Genomic DNA, 25,482 nt, shown 5'->3' on the forward strand with positions numbered 1-25,482 from the left:
ATGTATGAGGCTGGTGCCGCTTCGGTCGGGAGAGACGAATTTCTGCGAACATATGTATGAGGNGCGATGCTTCGGTCGGGAGTGACGGATTTCCGCCGACATATGTATGAGGCTGGCGATGCTTCGGTCGGGAGAGCTGGATTTCCGCGGAGATATGTATGAGGCTGGTGCCGCTTCGGTCGGGAGAGACGAATTTCCGCCGACATATGTATGATGAGGGCGATGCTTCGGTCGGGAGAGACGGATTTCCGCCGACATATGTATGAAGCTGGTGTCGCTTCGGTCGGGAGAGACGAATTTCCGCCGACATATGTATGATGAGGGCGATGCTTCGGTCGGGAGAGACGGATTTCCGCCGACATATGTATGAAGCTGGCGATGCTTCGGTCGGGAGAGATCTGCTTCCTTTTAGATGTGTAATGTTTTGCTTTCATATCCAAGAACAAAAGCGTAAGCGCCTTGATCAGCCCCGACAGGCAAATGTTCCTCAGAGAGAAAAAGGTGCTCTTTCCTTTTATTCTCTGAGGAACATTTGACCCCGAGGGGCTAGGCGCTGCAGCTGGACGTGGAGGATGCAGCTATAAGTTATCCATAGAGGGTGAATTTATAATTTCCTAAACAATAAAAAAGCTGCCAGGAAAATCCCCGGCAGCTTTATACAATTCTATCAAAATTATTTTTTCAATTGATCAATAACACTTTCGCTGACCGCATTCTTTCCACCAAGCACGTTAAATTCTGAAGCATTCAACGCATCCATGGCAGCCTTTGTTTCAGCAGGAAGCATTTCTGGTTTTACTAGAACCATAGACGCATTCTCTTTAGCAGCCAAAACAGATCCTGCAAGTGCATCAGCAAATTCAGTGCCTGTTGCCACATACACACGGTATGAAGGCATTAAGTCTTCCGCAATAGCTGCAGCAGTAGCGTAGCGAGTATCACCTGAATATCTTTCTGCAGATGGAAGATCTCCAAATACATCAGCATTTACAGCTGCTGTACCACCTACAACAATTGTGCTTTCAATTCCTTTAAGAGCAATATCCGTAGACATTGGAAGATCGTCATTCTCTGTTAAAAGAATTGGGTATCCATGACGTGCAGCATAAGAAGCGACAGCAAGTGCATCAGGGAAGTTATTTCCGTTAGCAATTACAGCCTTTTCAGGTGTTCCGCCCATACGAGCAGCGATATTAGCTGCCGTTGCCCAGCGGTCTTTTCCGCCAATACGTTCAACATCAAGCCCCATACCTTCAAGCTGGTATTCAACATAATTATCGACAGCGGCAGTTCCGCCAAGAATGATAACATTCTTTGCACCCAAACGGTTAATCTCTTCTTTAACAGCCTTAGTCAAGACGTCCTTGTCCGTTAATAAGATCGGGGCATCATGTTTGTAAGCAAGCGGAGCCCCTGCTAATGCGTCCGGGAATGAATCTCCACGGGCAATCACAACTGTTTCAGCGTTTGTCCAGCCAGCTTTTGAAATTTCCACAGCTGTTTCATAACGAGTTTCACCTTTGATACGTTCCGTGCTGCTTTCCACAATACGAGCTTCAACCTTAGGCTCTACATTTGGATGTTTATCCAGATATTCATTAAGTACTTCATAGTCAACGAAGAATAATTCGTTCATTCTTCCGTCTTCTTTAGCTTCTCCAAATGTTTCATATCCATCACCGCCGTCTGCAATGTAGGCATTTGTAGCAACAGTATATGTTTCTTCAAGATTGATAGATTCAAATCCTTTGTCCGTTTCAACTTGTACATCGAGTACTCTTTCTCCTGCTGGAAGAGTTGCATCATAAGAGAACTTCAGTCCCGCAACTTGAGGGTAGCGGCCTGCGATATTCTCAAGGTCGCTCACACCGTTTTCAAGTGATTTAATGATCTCTTCACCAGTTAAGTCAAGAGTTACCAGTGTGTTGCCGAACGGCATTACAGTAAGGACTTCCTCCAATGTAATTGGGCCTTCGTCTATAGAGGCACGGATTCCTCCTGCATTTTGAATCGCAATCGTAGCTTTCCCTTCATTTTGCTGTGCTTTTTCAAGCATGGCATCGGCTACCAAGTTACCCAAATTGGTTTCTTTTGTACGAACATCATTACGTTCACCATTAAGGAAAGCAGCTGAAGAACCAACAACTGTTTCCTTCATTTCTTCAAGCGGCCCTTTTAACTCGTCAAGCAGTGCCTGTGCTTCAGGATCTGCTTGGATTACATAATTTTCAGAAGCATCCTGCTCATTAAGATCGATAAGATTTTCGTCCCATGATCCGTCAACAAGAACTCCTTCTTCATCAAAGCTCACCTGAAGGTCTCCAAGGAAGTTGCTGTATTCATTTGCTTGAACAACAATTGTCGGGTCAGCACTTTCATCTGCCTTTTTAACCTTAACTGCTTCTGCAATCTTAGTATGGCTGTGTCCGCCAACGATGACGTCGATTCCTTCTACTGTTTCGCCAAGCTTGACATCGTAGTTATATCCAAGGTGAGTAAGAGCAACAATTTTATTGATGCCTTGTTTTTCAAGCATCGCTACCGTTTCTTCGGCTTTCTCTAGGTAATCTTCGAATACAACCGTATCTCCAGGGCTGGATAGGATAGCCGTTTCTTCAGTTGTTAAACCAAAGACACCGACTTTCTCTCCGTCTACTTCAATGATAGAAGCAGGATAAACTTTTCCACCCTCACCAGGTGTACCGATTTCATCTTGTACCAGCGGGCTGATGTCTTTATCTCCACTGAAATCAATATTCGAACTCAGGATTGGAAAGTCTGCTTCTTTAATAAAGTTAGCGAATGCAGCAGGGCCGTCATCAAATTCATGGTTACCCGGAATCATTGCATCATATCCGATCATGTTCATGAATTCTACGTCAGCAAGGCCTTTGTACTTTGTGTAAAAAAGAGTTCCTGAGAACACATCCCCAGCGTCTAAAAGAATTGAGTTTTCTCTTTCAGCACGCAGTTCTTTAATTGCTGTAATACGGCGTGCGACATTGTCCAAATGTGCATGCGTGTCGTTTGTGTGCATGATTGTCAAGTCGAAATTTTCTCCTGCAGCTGCTTCTGCAGCAGTTGAAGGAGATACCGCAAAGATTCCTGCAGCAAGTGCGGCAGTTGAGAGAACTCCATAAAGTGGTTTTTTCATTTTCATAATTGACCCCATCCTTTTTAACATTTTTTTGATGCTTTTATTGAACAATCTATGAAACTAATAATAATATAATAAGAGTCCAGGAGGGCTGGTTTTCACCCTCCTAAAAACTTTTTACTTTTCCTCTTTAAGCTTGTCCAGTACAGATTCCCCAACAGCTTGAGTTCCGCCGATGACATGGAACTTGTTGATTTGGTCTTTCTCGATTGCTTCCAAGATGGATGCAGGCACTTCAGATGGTTTGACAAGCAAGATTTCTGCTCCTTCTTTAGCAGCAAGGACAGAACCTGCCAATGCATCTGCAAATTCCATTCCTGTTGCTACAATCGCCTTGTCAGTTACAGGAGTAAGCGTTTTGGCAATTTCCGCTGATGTTGCATAACGGTCAGCACCGCTGATTCTGTCAGCATCACTTAAGCTATTGAAAAGTTTCGTGTTAATAGCACTTTCCCCACCGACAACAATCTGCTTATCAATCCATTTGATTGCCTTCGTGGATGCTTCCGGCATCATATCTTGTTCAGATAAGATGATTGGATAACCATTTTGCGCAGCATAGGATGCTGCAGAAAGGGCATCTGCAAAGGTACGTGCGTTGGCGATAACTGCTTTCTCAGGTGATCCGCCAAGTCTTGCAGCAATATTTGCTGCAGTTTCAAAACGATCTGCGCCTGAAATACGCTCTGTCTTCACTCCAAGCCCATTGATTTGGTAGTCAACATAATTTGAAACGGCTCCTGTGCCGCCAAGAATTACAGCTTTTTTTGCACCTAAGCGTTTAATTTCATTTCTTACTTCTTGGCTCATAAAGCCATTACCGGTCAACAAGATTGGAGCATCAAGCTTGTAAGCAAGCGGAGCACCAGAAAGGGCATCTGGGAACTCATCTCCTCTTGCAATCACAACTGTTTCTGCAGAGTCCCATCCTTTTTTAGATACTTCAATTGCTGTTTGGTAACGGTCTTCCCCTGAAATCCGGTTAACTTCAACCGCTGGAGCCACTGCTTCTTCTTCGAAACCAATGCTGGCAAGTACAGGATCATGGTCACTTGCGCGGCCTTGATCTTCACTGAAGTCAGAGTTGATATTAATGCTGTCAATCTTAGTGTTATCCGCCAGATTATTCGTCACAAGAATATGATCCAGAACCTGAGAGTTACCTTGATAGTTGTACGTATATCTTTCTGCTGCAGGAAGTTTCTCCATCATATTGGTAAGGATGTCGCCTTCCAGCGTATTGATTGGAGCTGAGAATTCAAAGTCATTCAGATCTCCAAGTACAACTACATTTGCATCTTCAACAGTCGTTACTACTTCGTTGACAAAGTTATTCAAAATCTTTGCTTGTTCGATTCGCTGTACTTCACTGCCCAGAACAACTGGATGTGCCGCACCAAACAATGAACCGTCTCCGCCTTTAGAATTCAAATGGTTTGCGATGACAACAACCTTCTCGCCATTAAACATGAATTCTGCAGCAAGAGGTTTACGTGAATCTTCAAAAGCGTCACTTGTTGGAGCTATCCGTCCTGGATTATGTGTAAGACCGTCTTTTGTAACGCCAACTGATGTAGTTGCATCTCCGGCTTCTTTGTCCGTAAGCTCAACACGTTCAGGATTATAGATGAAGCCTACGCGGATATTACCGCCTGGCTGGCCGCCGTCCACTTTATTCTCAGGAGCGACTTCCGTAAATTTGTAAGTTGGACCGCCTGCTGCTTCAATGGCATCAATGATTGCCTGATAAGAATCGTCGGCTTTTGTAGTACCATCATCGTCAGGGCCATTATTGTCCTGAACTTCGATCAGCCCTACAATATCCGGTGTTTTCATATTTTTAATGATAGAATCAGCAATTCTATTAATCTTTTCAGTTCCTACGCCTTTATGGAAGTTTTCAATATTGTAAGAAGCAATCGTCAACTCTTCTTCTGCTGCTTCTATAGATGTCACTTCTCGTACAGTTCCGCCATCTACTAATTTAGGGAATGTTCCAATCGGACGTATTTTGAAGTTGCTGTAGTCATAGCTGACAACACCAGTTACAGAGCCATCCAGCATATCGCCTGTTTTGGCATCAATATCGATTCCATCCACATCAATCAACATGCGTTCTGGATTATAGTCATTCGGATTGATAAGCAGGCCATTTGCATGCGTACGCTCCTGGTCTTCGCTTGTATTCACAATAACCGGAAGCTCGTCATATTTGACAGGTCCTGTAATCGTAGCATCAGGAATTTCGACCAGCATTCCTTCAAGGCTTTCATAGAAATCCAATCCATCTGTTTCTGGTTCGAATTTAGTCATATTATCATCTTCAATAATTTCAGTAGGAGGTGTACGATCTTCACCGATTACGACAGCTTTAGGAAGTGTATTTCCTTTTGAAATCTCACTAATATTTGAAGCTGAAATTTGCGTTGTCAGAAGGTCTTTTGCATCTGAATAGCCGCCTTCTCTATACTCTGTTACCATTCCATCTACGGAAACTTTGTCTCCGACAGTGACAGAGTTCCCTTTTTTGTAAACATAGATCGCTTCGGAGGTCTTATCGTTATTATCAGGAGTTTCTGTTTGGATATAGAAACCGTTGGAACCGTTCTTAGCCGTCACGATTCCTTCTACACCCGAAACATTCTTTCCAGAATATGGTGAAGTATGGGACTCACCTTGAATATCGTAGATTTCCACATCATCAGCAGGCTTTACTACATCATAATTAAATGTGGAAACTTCACTTACTTCTTCTCCCTTTACAACAATCGCTTTGATTGTCGCATCGGCAGTCAGCTTGATCAGTGCAGAATAAACTGCACTGGCTGCAGTTGGCTCTGAACCATCCGTTGTATAATGGATAGAAGCTCCTTCTGTTTCGGTCTGGAGAACTACTTCTGTTCCTTCCACAACTGTTCCGCTTGCAGGATTTGCAACAACGGAAAAGGCATCTGCTATCACATCAGAAGCTGAGCGCGGAACCAATTTATATTCATCATAGCTGTAATCCACTACTCCACGAACGAAATCGTACGTTTTTCCTACTTCTAAAAGGCCTCCCGCATCAGGAGCAATAACGAACTGTTCCGTTCCATCTGTGACTGTGTATTCATCAAAGTTATTAACCGATTCAACTGTGATGTTGCTGAATTCAACGAATGTTCCTTCGTATTTTTCTCCATTGGCTGCGAACTCAGTTGCTGAAATAGCTGCCGGGTTCGGCACTCCTGCAGATTTCGTTTCCACTTTGATATTCGCCGAACTTGTAGAAATCTGGGCTAATCCATAATAGTCATCCAGTGTACCTTCTACAACGACTTTGTCGCCAGGTTGAGCAGTAATACCCGCAGCGCGGACTACTATTCCTGCTGTTCCATCTTGTATGTAAAGGTTTGTAGCGCTTCCTGAAGTAAATGCAGCTGTTGCTACCCCTTCAACTTTTACTATTGATCCTTTTCCACTTTGTCTAGCATCAGCAATCGTTGATAATGTAATCGGTTCTGCAGGAGGTGCTTCCTCACCATGGACTCCCAAGTTGCTGGAGTTGTCCTTTGGAAGGTTATCCCATTCAGCAGCAGCGGAGAATGTGTCTGATGGGTCTTTATCACCTGTAGTGATAGAGGCTTTTCTTACTAGTGTTACATCTTTGCCATAATCGGCAGATACACCAAGTTGTCCAATAGAATCAATAACACTATCGTCTTTCAGCAATGTCAAAGGATCATTTCCATTAAAATTGGCTATCATCCCATCTTCTGTATTTGCCTTTTTAAGGATTTCTGCAGAAGCTTGGGGATTTGCAATCACGTAAACCTCACCAGGATTCAAGGTTCCAGTCAGGCCAAAAGTCTTCTTGTTTCCAGCATCTCCATTTGTGTAAATCTCCAACGTATAGTCTGATAGATTGACAGCTGCACCCGTACCATTGTAAAGTTCGATAGCTTTGTTATGACCGCTGCCTTCAATATACTCAGAAATGATTAAATCATTAGTTGTTACAGCAGCCGATGCCTTCTGAATCGCTCCAGGCGCAAAAAAGCTGACTACCATACTTGATGCAAGGGCTACATTAAGAGTTTTGCGCTTAACTATTTTAAGATCCATACTATTCCTCCTGATAAAGTCTGTTTTCCGTGAATATTTCTACAACATACATTAGTATAATATAAAATCCGACTAAAATCCCTATAAATGTGTAAAAAAAATTTAAATGTTCCATACTATTCATTTACAAACTCTTAATATATGATATTTTTCGCAAATTGAGTATGTTTAACTCAATCTTCAGACAAAAGCGGAAGCGCCTTGACCAGCCCCGACAGGCAAATATTCCAACGAGAAAAAAAGGCGTCCTTTCCTTTTATTCTCTTTGGGTTATTTGACCCCGAGGGGCTAATTCCGTTCCAGCGGGTACGGACCCTCAGGCGCTGTAGCTGGACGGATCAAAGGCGCCATCTTTGACATTCCGTGCTGCTATGTCCGTTCCGGTAGATATGAATCCTTTGGGGCAGAAGCCGTACACGGAAACCTAGTTAAAAGTTCTTTACAAAGCTTGATTTTTTTTACACAGCAAAAAACCTGCTTCTTCTTAAGAGAAGATGCAGGTTTTTTATTTAGATTCCTCTTTGCGGGAGGCTATTAAGATAGGCATCATTTAACTCATAGAGTTCGAACATTCTGTTCATATACTTTTTATATTCTTCCTTTAATGGGATGAAATTGGTTGTTTGCAAGTCATAGGCTGCAGGTTCCTTTTCCTCGTCTGCACTAGCAACATAAAGTACTTCATTATTAAAGAATGTACCTGTCGGAAGGTAATATCTCATTCCAAAAAGGTTGCTTTCCGTATTAGAAAGGTCCTGGCCAAAATGAATATAATCGTCTAATTGAAGACCAAGGAAATTCGAAAGAGTAGGCATCATATCAATCTGCCCTCCTACCTGGTCAATTTCTTCAGCTTTTACCGCTGAGGGGTCGTGAATTATAAAAGGTACGTTAAAACGGTCTACCCTTGAGTAATGATGACCAATTTCTTCACTGATTAAGGCTGTATCCTCCTTTTTCAAGAGCTTCCCATGAAGCCCTGAATGGTCGCCATAAATGACAAACAAAGTATCTTCCCAAATTCCTTTTGCCTTTAACTCCTCAATGAACCTTCCCAGTGCTGCGTCAGCATAATGAGACGCTTCTAAATAGTTTCCAAAGAAGGAGTCCTGATACTTCGAGGGCAAATCGATGCTGATTTTTTCAGCAGGCATAATAAATGGTGAGTGATTTGTAAGCGAAATAATATGAGTATAGAATTTCTTGTCTTTCTCAACATATCCTTCTATAACATCCATTGTTCCTTCATATAGAATGTCATCTGACGGACCAAAACTCCCGACTACATCTTCATCGCCAAAGTATTCGCGGTCATAATAGCGGCCAAACCCTAATGCAGGATACATTTCAATCCGGTTCCAAAATGTGACCTCACCTGTATGGAAAGTGGCCGTTTCATATCCTTGTTCACTCAATAACCGGGGAAGGCTTGGTATTTTCCTGTCTCCATAAGCTTTGGAAGTAGCCTGCAGCCCTGCCGGATAAAGCGAGGTATTAGCCATAAATTCAGCATCGGAGGTATTGCCTGCTCCTATTTGCTGAAAGACATTCGTATAATAGTAGCTTTGGTTAGCCAGTTCGTTGAGATGCGGGGTGATTTCCTGTCCGTCAATGGATGAGTGGAGAATAAAGTCCTGCAGTGATTCCATTTGAATCATAATAAGGTTTTTACCTTCCGCTTCGCCAAAATAACGGTCACCGTCTCCAAGTACTGCGGTCCCTTTTATATCCTGTATTTCTTTGTTCGTAAAGCTTCTTACCGCAGAGGCTGTTTGGGCATCCTGGAAATACTGCTGAATTTGATAATTGAATATACCGTTCGATTCCGCTGTGGCCATTGTATCTATTATTCTTTCATCCCTGTGGACAGAAAAGTTAAGAACAAGTCCGATAAGACAAACAACGAAAAGGATCCCCATGTTTCTGTATTTTAAAGAAAATAGATGAATATCCTTTTTCTTTATAAAAATCAAGAGAGGAATTAAAAAGAGAAAATCCAAAAAGAATAAGAAATAGTGAGGTTTAATCAATAGAGTGATACTGTCACTGACAGCTCCGACCTGATCTAATTGATTTAAATCGTAATGGGAAGGAAGAGTTCCAAAATAGGCGGTATAGACAATGACCGAAAAAAAGACCGCCGTAACAAGAAAATCAAAAATCAAATAGGCGATGACTTTGCCTTTTGAAAAAATAAGCTCTATTAATAGAAGTGCAGAAAATATATAGACTAACTCTGATCGTAAAGTTGTAAATACATTATAATTTTCAAACAGTACAACCCTTAGAACTGTAAGCTTGATGATAAATATGAGGGTGAATAATAACAGATGTGTACCGCTAATCTTTTTTTTGAACAAGTTTAACAACTCCAATTAATGTAAATTCAATTACTTAATTGTAAATTCTTTTGTGGGTAATGTAAATAATATTACAAAATTGTTAATTACCCTTTTCTTCAATTTTTAAACGAACCGTAAAATTGAGATGACGGCTTTGAATTGTGAAAGGGACAAGTATCTGTTTTTAGGAAATTTTCAGAAGGCGACCGTCCCTCATTGTTGGAAGAAACATGATTTATAGCTTAATCACCATACCGCAAACCGAATTTTTCCATAGAACTGAAAAAGTCCAATAAACATCTAAAAGGCAGAATCATTCATTTTCTAAGAACGATTCTGCCTTTTTCTCGTGGATATTGTTGGTTTCCGTTTAAGATGAACGGCTCCACTGGGCTGGAGCACGGTGGAGTGGGCTTTATAGCGAAAGCGGCTTCTCATTTTCTTTATTAAGTATTCAGCAGTATAAATGAGGCCACTGAAAAAGTCCAACAATTAGTTTAAAGGCAGAATCGCTCACTTCCAAGAGCGATTCTGCCTTTTTTCATAAAAGCTTTATGAAAGAGTGCTGGTTTTTTGTTGAGGAGGACCGTTCCGCTTGGTTGGGTGAATAATATAATGGGCTTTAGAGAGAAATTGTCCAGTCATTCCCTTAATTGGGTACTCAGCCGTAGATAAGGGAATTTTTTTCCCTTATCTGCAATTTCAAGCTTATTACGGGGAAAATAGAGGAACTTTTTTCCCTTATATGATTAAAAGCACAATTTTTCTAGCGTATTAAGCCAATTAAGGGAAATTTATTCCTTTAATTTAGCTTTTTTTAGAGTTTTGTAAGAAATAAGGGAATCTCTTTCCTCTATTTACTATCCAAAACACGGAACTACATAGTTAAGCACCATTGGTCAGTGCCTTTAATTAGCACCCTTCTATCTTTCCAGCGGTGGCAGGCAAATAAAAAAATACCAAAGGATTCTAAAGCTGATCCAGGATAGAGAGCAAGAAAAAACCTTTCTTCCTCTTTAAGGAAGGATAGTTGACTTTATCTTAGGTTAAAGCAAGTAGACTATAAAACTGGGTAGATTTTCAGTGCCCTTGTATAAATAAGGGAAATTTTTCCCTATATATATAAGCCAAACTGCTGAAACTGGCTGGTCACTATTCCAGAGCCTTGAACCGGTATCTATCCAGGCCCGGCTGGCAAATGTTCAAAAATCACTAAAAGATTCTAAAGCGAGTGGAGAAAAAGAGCAACCCATTTAATGGACCAATGGATTCAAAGAAAAAAGTCAACCCTTCTTCCGATTTAGGAAGTATAGTTGACTTTTTCTTTGCTAAAGAGAATTTGATATTAAATTCGGTATATTTCAGTGCCCTCCTTGCAATCAGCGGACTCTCTACGAAATTATTTTAAGGCTGCTTCTATATCCTTGCCAAGAACTTTTTCTCCTCCATACAGGTAGAAGTTTCCGTTCTCTCTTTTCTTCATATAATCTTTTACTGGCTTTGCCAGCACTTTACCGTCTGTCAACAGAATCGGCATTTGATAAACCGATGCCAGATGGCTTCCCACCAGCGCATCTGGAAAGCTCTTGCCGCTTGCGATGGCTGCTTTTGTTCCGTTTGAATAATAGCTTTCAGCAATCTTGGCTGACGTTTCATAGCGGTCTTTACCTGATTTACGGCTGACTTCGGTAACGCCCGCTTTCTTTAACTCAGAAACTACTTGTTTAGATAACGCCTTTTCTCCACCAAGAACCGTCACTTTCTTAATTCCGCTTGCTTTGATGAATTTCTCCAAGTCTTTATCCAGTCCAGAAGAAGAATTCAGAAGGACCGGGATGGATTTACTTCCAGCATAAGGGCTGACGCTTAAAGTATCTGCAAATTCTTTTCCGGAAGCAAGGAAGATTTCTGCCGGTTTAGAATGAACCTTTTTCGCTATGGCAATAGCCGTTTGTGTACGATTTTCGCCAAATACCCGTTCTGCCTTAAATTGTTTCTTAATTGCAGTCTCCATAGAAGCCGGAATCGCATTCCTGCCTCCAAGAATAATCACTTTTCCATCTTTCTTTAAAAGCCTCGAGGTTTCTTTCATTACTTTTTGAATAGTGGCTGTATTATCGTCCACCAGCAGAATCGTTCCATTTAGCTTCTTGTTTAAAACCGCTCCTGCCAGCGCGTCGGGATAATCTTTTCCTGAAGCCAGGATCACTGTGTTCAATGATTTATCCGGTATTCTGTCCGAGAACTGTAAGGAAGTATCATACCTGCTGCTTCCTGCAATTCTCTCGACTTTTTTATCAACCGGAGAAGTTGCGGCAGTCAACGTATACTCTTCCACACTCGGATTTCCTGCAGCATCCGAAACGGCAATATAGTAAGGGCCGCTTTCCGTCAAATCCAGAGAAAACACTTCGTTATCGCTCTCTCCATAGTAATCGATTTCTTTAATGAGCTTACCCGCTTTACTATAAACCTTTAAGGCTCCGTCACTATCAGCTGGTGCATCGAGACTAATCTCCGCAGAAGTTCCCTTCCAGGCAGGAAGCTTATACCAATCAACATCCTCGCCTGTTTCGCTGTAATTCATCCGGCCTTTCGCCTGGTATTTATCCTGTCCGGCAACTTTCATCTCCAATGGCTGCGACGGGATATTATTGCTGACCGTATTTGGAGAATCTTCATCTTTATGGGAGGCTTCTCCTACCGTTAATTCGTAAGGTGTCAAGCTGGCAACGTCACTGAAATAGTTGAGTGTCAGGATGAAGTAACCCGCACCCTGCTTTCTGTTAAAAGAGCCTTTCTCCATCTCATTATCAAAGCCCGTATCAGTAACGACCATATTTTCACTCTCTTTATAATCAATCACTTGGTTTCCGTTACTGTCTTCGATAAAAATCAGAACCGGATCAATTGGGGCTTTCAGAACAGCAGGGACCCCTGCTTCCGTCTTCTCAGGGACTGGCGCAACATTGACGCCGTAGATTCCTTTATCTCCCGGAGGCAGATAGAAGTAGTCCATATCGCTGACCGTACTGTAATCCCCGATTGCCTTCTCCTCGATTCCAGTGGCTTCCCATGGAGAATTATTCGGCTCATTCTCGTCTGCCTTTCCTTCATAAAACAGATTGACTTTAACATTATACTCCTCAAAGCTTGGCTGATAATATCCATTCATGACAGCTAGGATATACTGCCTGCCTTCCACAAGACCAGAATGCAGGAACTCTTCAGGGTACATTCCCATGTAATTAGTGGCTACAGGATACCATTCTCCTATTTCCTCATCTTTAGCTAACAACTCCATTAACGGCAGGAATGTTTCACTTTGGCTGAGATCCCACTGATAAATCCCAGTAGTCTCTGGTGAGAAATGATAAAGATCTATATCATCAATCGTTTGGATGTAATCCTTCCCCGCTTCTCCCTCCATCAAAGGCAGGGCACTTTGCTCCAAAGGATCCATGAACTCATCCTCATCATCGGCAATGGTGTCTTCGTTTTCTTTTCTTTCAGAGTACTGTTTTGCATAGTATTCTCTCACTTGCTCTGGTGTAGTTTCATCATCTAATGAAGATTCCTCTTCTTCCCCTAGAGAATCCGGAAACCCATCTTTATCCTCAGGAAGTTCTTTTCCTTGAAGAGAAACGCTGTAAGGGTGCAGAGATTCAAACCCGCTGAATGTAAACGAGAAGAGATCCTCTCCCAACCATTCGTCAAAGTAATAGTCAGGTCCATTGGTCACTTCGACTGTATACGTCATTTCCGGGAACACTTCTATCGTAAGAGTTTCTTTGCCTCCGACTCCATTGTTGTCTACAGATGTGACAAGATAGTCTTCCCCTTCAAGCTCTTCTTCAGGGTTGGAAGGATCGGTCATAAAGACATTTGCTCTTAAATCGATTCCAGGAACCCCCGTTACATCAAATTTCACCACTTGTGGTTTATCCACTTGGAAAGTGAAAAAGTCACTATCGCCTTCTTCACCTGTCAGAAACAGCGGGGTGTCCAAGGACTTCTCCAAAGATAAGGAGACAGGCTGTTCCAAGGAGGACTCGTCTTCCGGCAGTTCCGTCCTTTTTTCAACATTCAATCGGTAGGAAGACTTTCCATCTGCATTATAGTTCCCATTAACATCGCGGATTCCAATGACAACCGTGCCTTCTTCTGGTGCTTTGTACAAGTAGCCTTCAGCAATACCATCCTTCGCATCATTCACATTGATGGCTTCCAGAGGGTAGGCTTTATTGGATTTGTATAAATAAATATCCAGGCCATAATCGTAATGGTCACTGCTGCTCAGGGCCGACTGGATGTATTCTCCTTCTTCTACATCCAGTTTGTAATAATGTCTTTCTCCAGGAAGCTTAATGGTTCCAGTTGCTTGAGCCTTATCACTGGAAAAGCTGAGTGATTTGGCGTTGGCGAGAAACTCATCCTCGAACAGAGAAATGGAGTCCGGAAGATTCTTCACGTCTGCTTTTAATGCATCAGCAGGATTGATAAGTCCGTATCCATATTGAAGATCGAATCCTTTTGCACCCAGATCCCGGCTTGTACTTTCTAAAAGGTGTTCAACCTGTGCAGGAGTTAAGTCAGGGTATTTTGATAAAATTAGGGAAGCAGCTCCTGCGACCATTGGAGCGGCCATGGACGTACCGCTCAATTTCTTGAAAGTTGATTTCTGACCGTGATCATATCCTGTGCTGTAAATGGTCTCTCCAGGTGCCACTACATCAACGGATGAGCCATAATTCGAGAAGGAAGTCAGGATATTTTCGTCATTGACCGCTCCTACACTGATAACCCCTTCAAACCCGGCAGGATACTCCCGTTCATCACTTCCGCTGTTCCCAGCAGCCGCAACAACCGTAATTCCGGCATTGATGGCTCTTTCTACTGCTTTTTCAATAATAGGAGAAGGGAAATTGCTTCCCAGGCTCATATTAATGACATCGGCTTCCTCTTCTATTGCACGCAGGATTCCCTCAGCAATGACATAATCAAACGCTGTTTCGCTTCCATTGAATACATCCACAGGCAGAATCTTGGCTGATGGATTGATTCCCATCCCGCCGATTCCATTGTTCTTTTGGCCGGCAATGATCCCTGCAACATGTGTGCCATGCAGATCAGGCTCTGCCCCCCTCAACGGATCAACCATGTTGATCGACGGAAGCAGATTGCTTTTTAACTCTGGATGTTTATTGTCCACTCCGCCATCTATGACGGCTACTGTAACAGGATGAGCTCCAGCCAGTCTTTGCGCTTCAGCCGCTTTCAACTCTTTCAAGAAAGGCTGTTTTCTTACTTTCGGATCAGCCTTCCCAAGCTTCTCAAAGGCGGCCGATTTATGAACAGAAATCACATCAGGGTTACCTTGATAAGTTTTGATGATTTTAGAAAGGTTTGCTTTATTTGAATAGCTTACAATTTCGAACCCAAGCCCTGACACCCTCTTTTTGACAGAGGTTCCTGCACTCTTATGAAGCGATGCAGGCAATTTGTTTTTATATTGAACAACTAATGTATTCTCTTGTAATTTCTCATCGGAGGGTACCATTTGAAGCTGCGCCGTACCTTCAGATTTCCCTTCACGTAAAAGCTGTTTACCGATTTTCTCTTTTAAATCATGAGCGGAAATCTTGTTCACCGATTGCTCTGCAGATACGGAAAACTCACTAACGGGCGACAGTGTGACAAGCAAAGCCAAACCAGCAGAAATAATTCCTTTTTTCGTTCTTTTCACAGCTTCTCTTCTCCTCCAAATAAAAATCTTATAATTGAAAATATTAACATTTTACTAGATTAGTATAGCTTCTAGTTGTCTTGAAGGATATTGTAACTTGTCGACAAATAGTGACAGAGAAAATTGGAGGGAGGGGACGGAGGGACAGGTCCCCTCTTCCGGTGAAATTCTGAGTGAGTTTTGTCCGAAGTGGGTCCGTTTTCGGTCAGGAGAGGTAATTTTCGACTGAGATTTGTCTGAAGTCAGGCCTTCTTCGGTCAAAGAGCGAGTGAGCTTTGTCTGAATTGAGGCTCACCCCGACAGGAGAAAGGAGAGTTGAGATTCCCCATCGAGATTTGATAGCAAGGCCAGATTATGCGCCCTAACAATGACTTCAACTTCGGTCCAGGTTAAAAGCAGGATGGTTAGTTTGAAGGTGAAAATAGAGGAGTAATGAGAGTAGAGTTGTAAAGATCACAAGGAGAAACCGGCAGCTGGCTGGCATTGTCTTCAGACTTCAGCCCCTATAGCTTTGCGTCACCACTTTTCAATGGCTTTGCCTTATCAGTTAGATTTTTTAATTCTGAAGCGTTAGAAGAACAGTTTTCTAGGTCGATTGAACACTTTAATATAAATTCGGTTTTCTTCATTCCTAAAAAACTTGATTCCAAAAATCTTTAACGGGGTAAATATTTCTTTCATATAATGGCCCGCCATACGTATCCTCCTACCTTATATAAATAGAATCATTTCTTATTTAATTAGTTACTAGCAAATTTATAATATAACTAATTATCAGAAAAATCTATACCCCTACACATTATAAATATCGACAAATTTCTCGCCTGATAATTTAGGGTCTTGCAGTATATATAGCATACAAAAGATTGAATGATGAGTGGTTTGTGATCTCCTATGAAGAAACCTGCACAATCCACCATAAAAGTTCTTTTTGAGGAATTTTAGAAAGATCCTTCTATTATATGCCGCAGTGAGGGAAATTTCGGATACGGTTAGAAACGGATTTCCGCCAGGCCGCGACTCCCTTTACGTAAAAAAGGGGATGAGATAAAATAGCAATAAAGAGCAACAATCTCTTAGAAAGAGCTTGACGGAAACAAGGGGATGGTTCTCCTGCTGCAGCAGCAGGAGAACCATCCCCTAGAATATCACACTTTAAATCTTTTACTCATCTCCAGCATACTTCTGCTTGATTCGCTTAAGGTCTCAGCAGACTCCGAAAGCGCGGAAAATGCTTGCAGTTGTTGTTCCGTAGAGGCACTGACTTCCTCACAAGATGCAGCGGATTGCTGGGCACCCGCAGAGATATTCTGGATTGCGCCAACCACCTCATCTTTATGGGAACTCATCACTGTCACTTTCTCACTAATACCATGAACGGCTGAAACCATTTCATCGATTCCTGCCAATATGGTATGGAAAGCTTGTTCAGTCGCTTCAACGACTACAGATTGCTCGCCTGCTATCATTTTTGTTTCTGACATTTCGTGTACTGCCTGCTCAGATTCTTTTTGGATACCTGCGATGGTATTCTTGACCTGCTCTGTTGCCTGCGCGGACTGCTCAGCCAGTTTTCTGACTTCTTCAGCTACCACGGCAAAACCTTTTCCATGTTCTCCTGCTCTCGCTGCTTCGATACTGGCATTGAGAGAAAGAAGGTTGGTTTGATCCGAAATCGCAGTAATAGAGTGAATCACCGTTTCAATTTCTTTAATCTTCTCTGTTAAATTACGTACTACAGATTCCACCGAATGGATGACCTTATTGGATTGATCTGCCTTCTCCTTTAAGGTATTCATCTGAGCAACCCCCTGACTGCTTGCTTCTGTAGCACTGGCAGAAAGCGTGAGGAGCTGGGAGGCACCTTTACTGACATCTTCAATTTGCTCTGATAAAGCAAGAGTGATGTGACTGCCTGTCTCTGCATCAGCTGCAGCACTGGAAGATCCTTTCGCTATTTCATTCATAGCACGGGCAACCTCTTCACTCGAAGCAGTCGTTTCTTCAGAAATGGCGCTCAGACTTTCAGAGGATACTTTCACATTGGATGCAGAATCTTGAACAGAATGAAGGATCTCCCTCATACTTTTCACCATAATACTGAAGTTTTGCGTCAGCTGTCCAATTTCATCTTTGGAACGCGACTCCGCCTCCACAGTTAAGTCCCCATCTGCGACTTTCCCAACCTGCTCATTCAGAACGACCAGAGGCTTGGCAATAGACTGAGCAACCAAAGTAGTCACCACAGCCATTACAACTACCATAACAACAGTCAACAAGAGAAGTAAGTTACGTAGGTCGGCTGCTTCCTTTAGCATGTCCTCATACAAATAAACGGTTCCGACTTTCCAATTAGTGTTCTCAAGAGTTTCATAATACAAAACCCTGTCCTGATCATTAAATACATAATCCATGCGGCCAGCGCTGTGTTCAGAGTCATACATATCTTTAATAAAGCTTAACTCCATCAGGTTATTTCCTTGTTCAGTCGGATGGACCATAGCCATTGCTTGCTGGTCGAAAAGAAAAGCATATCCGTTATAATTCACGTTAATATTTCCAACCAGCTCATTTAAAGGCTCAACTTTGATATCCATTGCAATAACACCTAGAAGTTTATTGGAATTTGCTTCTGTAACGGCTTTGGAAACAGTCACAATAAAATTTCCGGAAGTCTGGTCTTTATACGGGTCGCTCCAAAATACTTTTTCTGAATCAGACTCTGCTCCTTTGAACCACGGTGCTTTCTGCGGGTTAAAATCGGACGGAAGCTCAACAAACGGCTCAATAAGGAATGACTGATTTATAGAGGTAACATATACATTCGTAACATCTTTATTTTCTTTGATATAAGATCTGAATTCTTTAGAAATGTTCTCTTCGTCGATCTGCGATTGAAATGAAGAGGAATCTTTTCCATTATCAGATGTACTGCTCTTCCCTTTTAAGTATTCTCTTATTAACGCTTCATTTCCAAACATCTTTATGTTGGATTCATATTTTTCTAAAAAGATATTAACATTATATTTCAAGTCTTCAGTCACAAGCTTTGAATCATTTCTTACATCCTCTTTAATTTCAGCACTCTGCTTCATGTATAGGAATCCGGATAAACCCGTGAGCATAATCGCAAAGATAACTGAGAAAACGATAATCATTTTTAGCCTCAGGCTTTTTAAGTTCAACAAACCTGACATTTTACTTTTCTTCAATATAATGTTCCCCCTTGGAAGTAAGCTTAATAGGTGCGCCCTATTAAGTGATTGATTCTAGTAGTCAAGTATTGGATTCTCTCTAGATGGTCTATGTAGGAGCTAATGTCTTTAGAAGGATGACGATGCAGAATATGGCTGATAATACTGAGTTCCTCCGTCAATTTAGTTACATCCATTGTAAAATCCACTCTTGCTTTAAAAACTTCTGAAACCATTTATGTCACCCCTCCCAAAAATGAGTCTATTTACCTAGTAGAATTCCATTGTAATAGCTCGAATTGTAAAAGTAAGTCGATTTTTGTCGAAAGTTAAAGTTCACCTATTGCAAACAATTAAAATAGTCAGAACAAAGTGTGCAATTAATGTTGATTCAATTGTGCTCTTGCCTATCCTGTTCAACTAAAAGGAAATAACATGTCCGGATGAACATGTCTTATTAAAAGGCTGTTTCCGCATATATTTTTGCTTTCGGAAAAATCCAAAGAGCCGGATTTTCATACTAAGACTTTTAACACTAAACGGGGAAGAGCAGCTCTGTTCTTTTCGGTTTTGCCAGATTTAATCTTTGTGATTGGTTTATTTTTTTATGGTTAATATCAAATAGCAACAAAGTTTACGAGAAGAGCCTATTAAAAACATAAATGCTTCTCTTAGCCTCGGGTTCTCTTCTATTAAAATCCTATACCTTGAGATCACTTCATAAGGATCTCCAGCAAGGCTCTCAAATAAATCACACACACTTCAATTTACTCTATATCGCATAGCTTTTTTCATAGTACATACCACTGCAAGTAAAAGTACATACCACTGCAAGTAAAAGAACCGCTTGTGGTTGTAGTGACCTGTTCCGATCACACCACCGGCACAGATACATAAAAAAATCTAAGAGACGACCCTTAGGACTACTATTTCCCCCTTAAAATAGAATTGTTTTATCGAATAAATCAGTCTGTAACAAGACCGCTGTTAGTAAACATATCGGTACATACAAGCACAACTTAACATTTGCAACACTGGATTGTAATAATTTGGAAGGACAAGGAACCTCTCCCTTTGTCCTTTTATTTCGAAAAATGAAATATTTCAGGCATTTTGGTGGTTATTTATATAAAATATGGTAAAATTTTAATACGCCCAAACTATTGAACTATTATTTATATTTAGATAATTGATATTTTTACATAGGCAACCAATCTATTTTATTAGTTTTTTAGTAACGGCAAGTATATGGACTTAGTTCCAAACACAAGATACAGGGAGGAAATTGAATGTTAGATTGGAAGAAGGTATTAGGGACATCTGTCCTTTCATCAAGCATTATCTTCAGCTCCTTTGCTCCACTGATTGGGAATGTTAGCACAGCTAAGGCTGAATCACATGACCATACACACAGCAGCGAAGAGAACCTGCCATTCTTAAGCCAGCATGTCAGCGGACCATTTGACTTAGGATTGGTAAATGAAGAGAAGCTTCTGCCATCATTAATCAAGCAAGGCATTGTGGATGAGGATGCATCACCAGAGGAACAAAGAAAACAGATGCAGACCTACTTGAAGAAACGTTCTGCAAAGGCTGAGAAATTAGCAGCAGATCAAGAGGATCAAAAAAAGGTCCGTACTGAATTACAAAGGAAAGCAAACTTAAAGAAAACAGCTCCTGTTTCTCCAAAAGCCGGAGAAGAAAATAAGGTAAAAGCACAGTCCAATAAAGTCAGCGGAATTGAAGAAGAGGATTGGGACGGAGATGTGCAAACCGACCAAGTGCTGGTGCTTCTAATAGATTTCCCGGACTACTCGAACAGCAGCATCACAGAGGCTGATAACCCAGTACTGTTATATGATAACTATACAAAAGAACACTATGAAAATATGGTTTTTGGTGACGAGACCTATAAAGGCGGAAATGGTGAAGACTTCATTTCCATGAAGGAATTCTATGAACAGCAATCCGGCGGAAGCTATACAATTGACGGAGCTGTTTCAGAATGGTATACAGCTGAACATCCTGCTGCTTATTATGGAGGAAACTATCCAACAGCAGAAGACAGTGATATCAGGCCTCGTGAGCTGATTAAAGAGGCATTGGCTCACGCAGCTAAGGATCCTAACATTGATTTAGCACAATTTGACCAAGAAGATTTATACGATTTAGATGGCGACGGAAATTACCGTGAGCCGGATGGCATCATTGACCACTTGATGATCGTCCATGCAGGTACAGGTGAGGAAGCTGGCGGCGGTGCTCTCGGAGCAGATGCGATCTGGTCCCACAGCTGGAACTTAGAGGACGTATCGGTCATTCCTGAGACTGATGGACAAGCAGAAGTTGACTATTGGGGCGGCGGACTGGCTGCACTAGATTATACAGTGCAGCCGGAAGACGGAGCTGCAGGCGTATTTGCTCACGAATTCGGACATGATTTAGGACTTCCTGATCATTATGACACGAACTATACAGCTGGCGGTGTCGGGGCTCCAACTGATTACTGGACAATCATGGCGTCAGGAAGCTGGGCCGGGCTTATAGGTGGAACAGAGCCGACCGGATTCAGTCCATATGATAAAGAATATCTTCAGAATAGAATGCCTGAATCTAACTGGTTCAAAGATGTTGAATACAGCTTAGAGGACATTCAAAGCGGCAAAAAGGTGCTGGACCTGGATCAAGCAAGCGTTAAAGGAACGAATGCTGATTCAGTAAAAATCACTTTGCCGGATAAGAAAACGGTTATTAACACACCGACTAGCGGTGAGTTTGAATACCACAGTGGCAGTGGAAACGATCTGGATAACAACCTTTCCACTAAAGTGGATTTAACAGATGTTTCTAATGCTGAGTTAACCTTTAATGCGTTCTACGATATTGAAGAGCATTGGGATTATGCAAGCGTACAAGTAAAAGATGGCTCTGGTCAATGGGCTACTGTTGCCGGTAATATCACAACAGATGCCAATCCATATGATCAAAGCCCGGGACATGGAATTACAGGAACTTCAAACGGATGGAAAGAAGCAAGCTTTGATCTTTCCGAGTTTGCGGGACAAGAAATCGAGCTGAAAATCAACTACTGGACAGACGGTTATGTTGCAATGCCGGGTCTTTATGTGGATGATATCAAGGTTATTGCAGATGGCGCTGACCTTGTAACAGATGATGCAGAATCAGAAACTTCTGCTTTCACAGCCAAAGGCTTTACAAAAACCGACGGAATCAAAACTTCTGAACACTACTACTTGGTTGAGTGGAGAAACTACGCTGCTGCCGACACGGCATTAGCGCATATCCCTCGCGGTAATTCAATCATGACTTTGGATCCAGGTATGGTTGTTTGGTATGTAGATAACAAATACGATAACAACTGGGTTGGTGATCACCCTGGTGATGGTTTCAACGGGGTAGTTGATGCCCATCAAGCCACTGCCGCATGGTCCGATGGCGTTGTGGGTGCTACCAGATACCAAATACAGGATGCGGCATTCTCTTTAAATGCTACTGATAAAATGTATCTTGATTATAAAGATATCAATGGTACTTTCATGGAATTGGCTTCACAACCAGCCAAGCCGGTGTTTAATGATGACGAAGATTATTCAAACCCTGGCCAAATTTATTCAGGGCGTAATGTACCTGGTTACGGTCTCGATATTTCTGTACTGGAACAAGCAGCTGATATGACTACTGCAAAAGTCCAAATTGAATTTGATGATCGTACTCCAACAGGAACATTAACTGGCCTTGAAGAAGTGTATTCAAGTAATGAAGGTCATAACAAAATCAACGTTACCGTAACAGCAAACGATGGAAACTTGGATCAAGAAGTTACGATTTCTTCCAAAGTGCTTAATAGCGATGAGGAAGTTGTAGCGTCTGTGGAAGACGCATTTGTTTCAACACGTGAGTCTCAAGACATCCCGGTTGAAGTCACACTGCCTGAAGGATTAGAGTCCGGCAGCTATACCTTACTCGTAGACGTTAGTGACGGAACCTTAGATTCTTCTATCACTGAAACGTTCACAGTAGACAATGAAGCACCTACTCCTGAATTGGATAATAACGGTTCTACAGAAGTGACTGCTCAACCTTCTGTTACGGTAAATGTGAAGGATGCTGCTGAAGGAACACTTGAATATAAGTGGTCTAACTCCGAAGATGCGGCTAGTGATTCTTCCAAACTCGAAGGATTGCAGCGCTCTGCAAGCGAGACAGAAAAATGGCTTCCATTCACGAATGGAGATGCTTTAACTCTGTCTGGAGTTGAAGGAAAATGGTATCTGCATGTTCGTGGTAAAGATATAGTAGGAAACAACATTAAATTCACGTCCAATCCATTCACTGTTGATGGAGTAGGCCCAGCCATCACATTAAAAGGTGAGAATCCTTTCGTCATGGATGTAGATACTGAGTTTGTTGACCCAGGATATACAGCCGAAGACTTCACTGACGGTGATGTAACAAATAAAGTAGACGTTTCAGGCGAAGTGAACACTGAGGTTCCAGGAGAATATATCTTAACGTATTCTGCAACGGATTCACTTGGGAATGAATCATCTGTACAGCGTCGTGTTCATGTAGTTGACCAAGTTAATCCTTACATTGAATTAACTGGTGAAAGCACAATCGAATTGGAAGCTGGTTCTGAATATAAAGAACCTGGATTTACCGCAACTGACAATGTTGATGGAGATCTAACTGATAAAGTTGTCGTAACAGGCACAGTTAATACTGCTGTTCCTGGAGAATATACATTGACTTATACAGTAGCTGACAGCAGTGATAATGAATATTCCGTGACTCGTACTGTCACAGTCGTTGACACTACAGCACCTGCCATTGAATTGACAGATGGCGCTGAGCTGGTAGTAGAAGGTGCAACAACCTTCACAGATCCAGGATTCACAGCAACTGATGCAGTTGATGGTGACCTGACGGATGAAGTAACAGTCTCTGGAAAAGTAGATGTTAATACGGCAGGCGAATATATCCTTACTTACACTGTAACCGATGCTGCAGAAAATACAGCGGCAGTAAAACGTACAGTAACAGTAGTGGATACTACCGCTCCAGTCATCACCCTTTCCGGTAATAACCCGGTAGAACTTGACTTTGGCCAATATTTCGTAGAACCTGGTTTTGCTGCAGAAGATACAATGGATGGAAACCTAACAGATCATGTAACGGTCACATCCACTCTTCGATTAAAATCCGGCACGTATCATGTTACTTATAGTGTAAGTGACAAAGCTGGAAACAAGACTTCTGTAACTCGTACAGTAAACGTGAAACAAGCTTCTGAAGCCACTTTGGATGTAGTATCCGGCACTGACCGTGTTGGAACAGCCATCGAAGTTTCTAAAGAAATGTATCCAGAAGGCGGAGCTGAAACAGTACTGATTACTACTGGATACAACTTCCCGGATGCTCTATCTGCAGGTCCGTTAGCTTCTGCATTAGACGCACCGATCATTCCGGTTACCGCTGATGGTGAATTATCTTCTGCCGCGCTAGCTGAATTGAAGCGCCTTGGAGCAGAAAATGTCTACCTGGTTGGTGGAAAAGCGGCCGTCAATGAGGGAGTTTACACTCAACTTTCAGGAATCGGAATCGACAAAGATAATATTGACCGTCTTTCCGGTAAAGATCGCTATGAAACGAACCTGGCGATTGTTACAGAACTGAAAGAACTTGGCTTTGAAGGCAACGGCGTCTTCCTGGCAACAGGAGCAAACTATGCCGATGCACTAAGTGCTGGATCTATCGCTGGTGCTGAAGGCATGCCGATTGTTTTAACAAATGGAACGGACCTTTCTAAAGAAGCGGAAGCTATTCTGAAAGGTGAAGATGTTTATGCTGCAGGCGGAACAGCTGCCATCACGGATTCAGTGATTAAAGAAGCAAAAGCTGTTTCCAAATCAGTGAAAAGACTCTCTGGTTCTGACCGCTATGCCACATTGGTAGAATTGCTCAAAGAATTCAATGTGACAACGGACAAAATTTTCGTTGCAAGCGGCAAAAACTATCCAGATGCTCTATCAGCAACACCATTTGTAAACCAAAATGATGGGCTATTGCTGCTAGTAAATCCAGACTCCCTGCCTGAAGAAGTTAAGAACTTCCTGACTAAATATGCAAATACAACCTATGTATCTGCAGTCACAGTTCTTGGTGGAAATAGTGCAGTAGGAACGGACGTTAAGGAAGAATTGTTAAAAGCAGTAAGATAATCCTGGCTCGTTAAGATACAAAAAACAGACATGTCGTGATGACATGTCTGTTTTTGTATGGATGAACAGCCTAAAGCGAAGAACGCAAATTCCACCGCTCCCGACTGAAACGGGTCTCCCTTCAGACATATCCCGCTCAAATTCCGGCTCTCCCGACCGAAGCGGCCCTCACTTCGGACATATCTCACTCAAAATCTGCCGCTCCCCACCGAAGATACCCTCACTTCGGACATATCTCACTCAAATTCTGCCGCTCCCGACCGAAGATACTCTCACTTCGGACATATCTCGCTCAAATTCCGAGCCCTCCCGACCGAAGCGGCCCTCACTTCGGACATATCTCGCTCAAATTCCGCCGCTCCCGACCGAAGACGCCCTCACTTTGGACATATCTCATAAGAATCCCTGCTCTCCCGACCGAAGATGGCCTCACTTCGGACATATCTCACTCAAATTCCGCCGCTCCCGACCGAAGATGACCTCACTTCGGACATATCTCACAAGAATTCCAGCTCTCCCGACCGAAGATGACCTCCCTTCGGACATATCCCGCTCACATTTCACCCCTCCTGACCGAAGTGGCCCTCACTTCGGACATATCCCGCTCAAAATCCCGCCGCTCCCGACCGAAGATACCCTCACTTCGGACATATCTCACTCAAATTCCGCCGCTCCCGACCGAAGATGACCTCACTTC

The 25,482-nt window shown here is 42.3% G+C and carries 7 protein-coding genes and 1 riboswitch; of the genes, 1 reads left to right on the plus strand and 6 read right to left on the minus strand.

What is annotated here, in order from left to right; all coding sequences use genetic code 11:
* Positions 1–673 precede the first annotated feature (673 nt).
* From FZC78_RS07365 to FZC78_RS07390, 6 genes are all read right to left on the minus strand, one after another.
* Entirely contained in the window at positions 674–3,160 is a 2,487-nt protein-coding gene (locus FZC78_RS07365; protein WP_187444840.1) for a cell wall-binding repeat-containing protein, read from the minus strand.
* Positions 3,161–3,274: 114 nt separating this feature from the next.
* On the minus strand, positions 3,275–7,261 hold the full coding sequence (locus FZC78_RS07370) for a cell wall-binding repeat-containing protein (protein WP_148939005.1): 3,987 nt from the start codon (positions 7,259–7,261) through the stop codon (positions 3,275–3,277).
* Positions 7,262–7,770: 509 nt separating this feature from the next.
* Positions 7,771–9,621 (minus strand): LTA synthase family protein, encoded by a 1,851-nt coding sequence (locus FZC78_RS07375; RefSeq protein ID WP_148939006.1) that lies wholly within the window; start codon positions 9,619–9,621, stop codon positions 7,771–7,773.
* A 1,381-nt stretch (positions 9,622–11,002) separates the two neighbouring features.
* The gene (locus FZC78_RS07380; RefSeq protein WP_148939007.1) at positions 11,003–15,349 is read right to left on the minus strand and encodes a S8 family serine peptidase; all 4,347 of its coding nucleotides are present in this window, start codon (positions 15,347–15,349) and stop codon (positions 11,003–11,005) included.
* 465 nt (positions 15,350–15,814) lie between these two features.
* A riboswitch (cyclic di-GMP riboswitch) is annotated at positions 15,815–15,899 on the minus strand.
* A 598-nt stretch (positions 15,900–16,497) separates the two neighbouring features.
* Positions 16,498–18,561 (minus strand): methyl-accepting chemotaxis protein, encoded by a 2,064-nt coding sequence (locus tag FZC78_RS07385; protein WP_148939008.1) that lies wholly within the window; start codon positions 18,559–18,561, stop codon positions 16,498–16,500.
* 26 nt (positions 18,562–18,587) lie between these two features.
* Positions 18,588–18,779, minus strand: a complete 192-nt coding sequence (locus tag FZC78_RS07390; RefSeq protein ID WP_148939009.1) for a hypothetical protein — start codon at positions 18,777–18,779, stop codon at positions 18,588–18,590.
* Between the two features lie 1,053 nt (positions 18,780–19,832).
* Between FZC78_RS07390 and FZC78_RS07395 the strand changes: the two genes are divergently transcribed.
* A complete protein-coding gene (locus FZC78_RS07395) occupies positions 19,833–24,785 on the plus strand; it encodes an immune inhibitor A domain-containing protein (protein ID WP_148939010.1) in 4,953 nt (1,650 codons plus the stop codon).
* The last annotated feature ends 697 nt before the right edge of the window (positions 24,786–25,482 follow it).

This window comes from Rossellomorea vietnamensis, assembly GCF_008180415.1.
Taxonomy (GTDB): domain Bacteria; phylum Bacillota; class Bacilli; order Bacillales; family Bacillaceae_B; genus Rossellomorea; species Rossellomorea vietnamensis_C.

Coding starts and splice junctions, on each gene's coding strand:
- FZC78_RS07370 (WP_148939005.1), bottom strand. CDS start 7,261: ATGGATCTTAAAATAGTTAAGCGCAAAACTCTTAATGTAGCCCTTGCA.
- FZC78_RS07390 (WP_148939009.1), bottom strand. CDS start 18,779: ATGGTTTCAGAAGTTTTTAAAGCAAGAGTGGATTTTACAATGGATGTA.
- FZC78_RS07365 (WP_187444840.1), bottom strand. CDS start 3,160: ATGAAAATGAAAAAACCACTTTATGGAGTTCTCTCAACTGCCGCACTT.
- FZC78_RS07395 (WP_148939010.1), top strand. CDS start 19,833: ATGTTAGATTGGAAGAAGGTATTAGGGACATCTGTCCTTTCATCAAGC.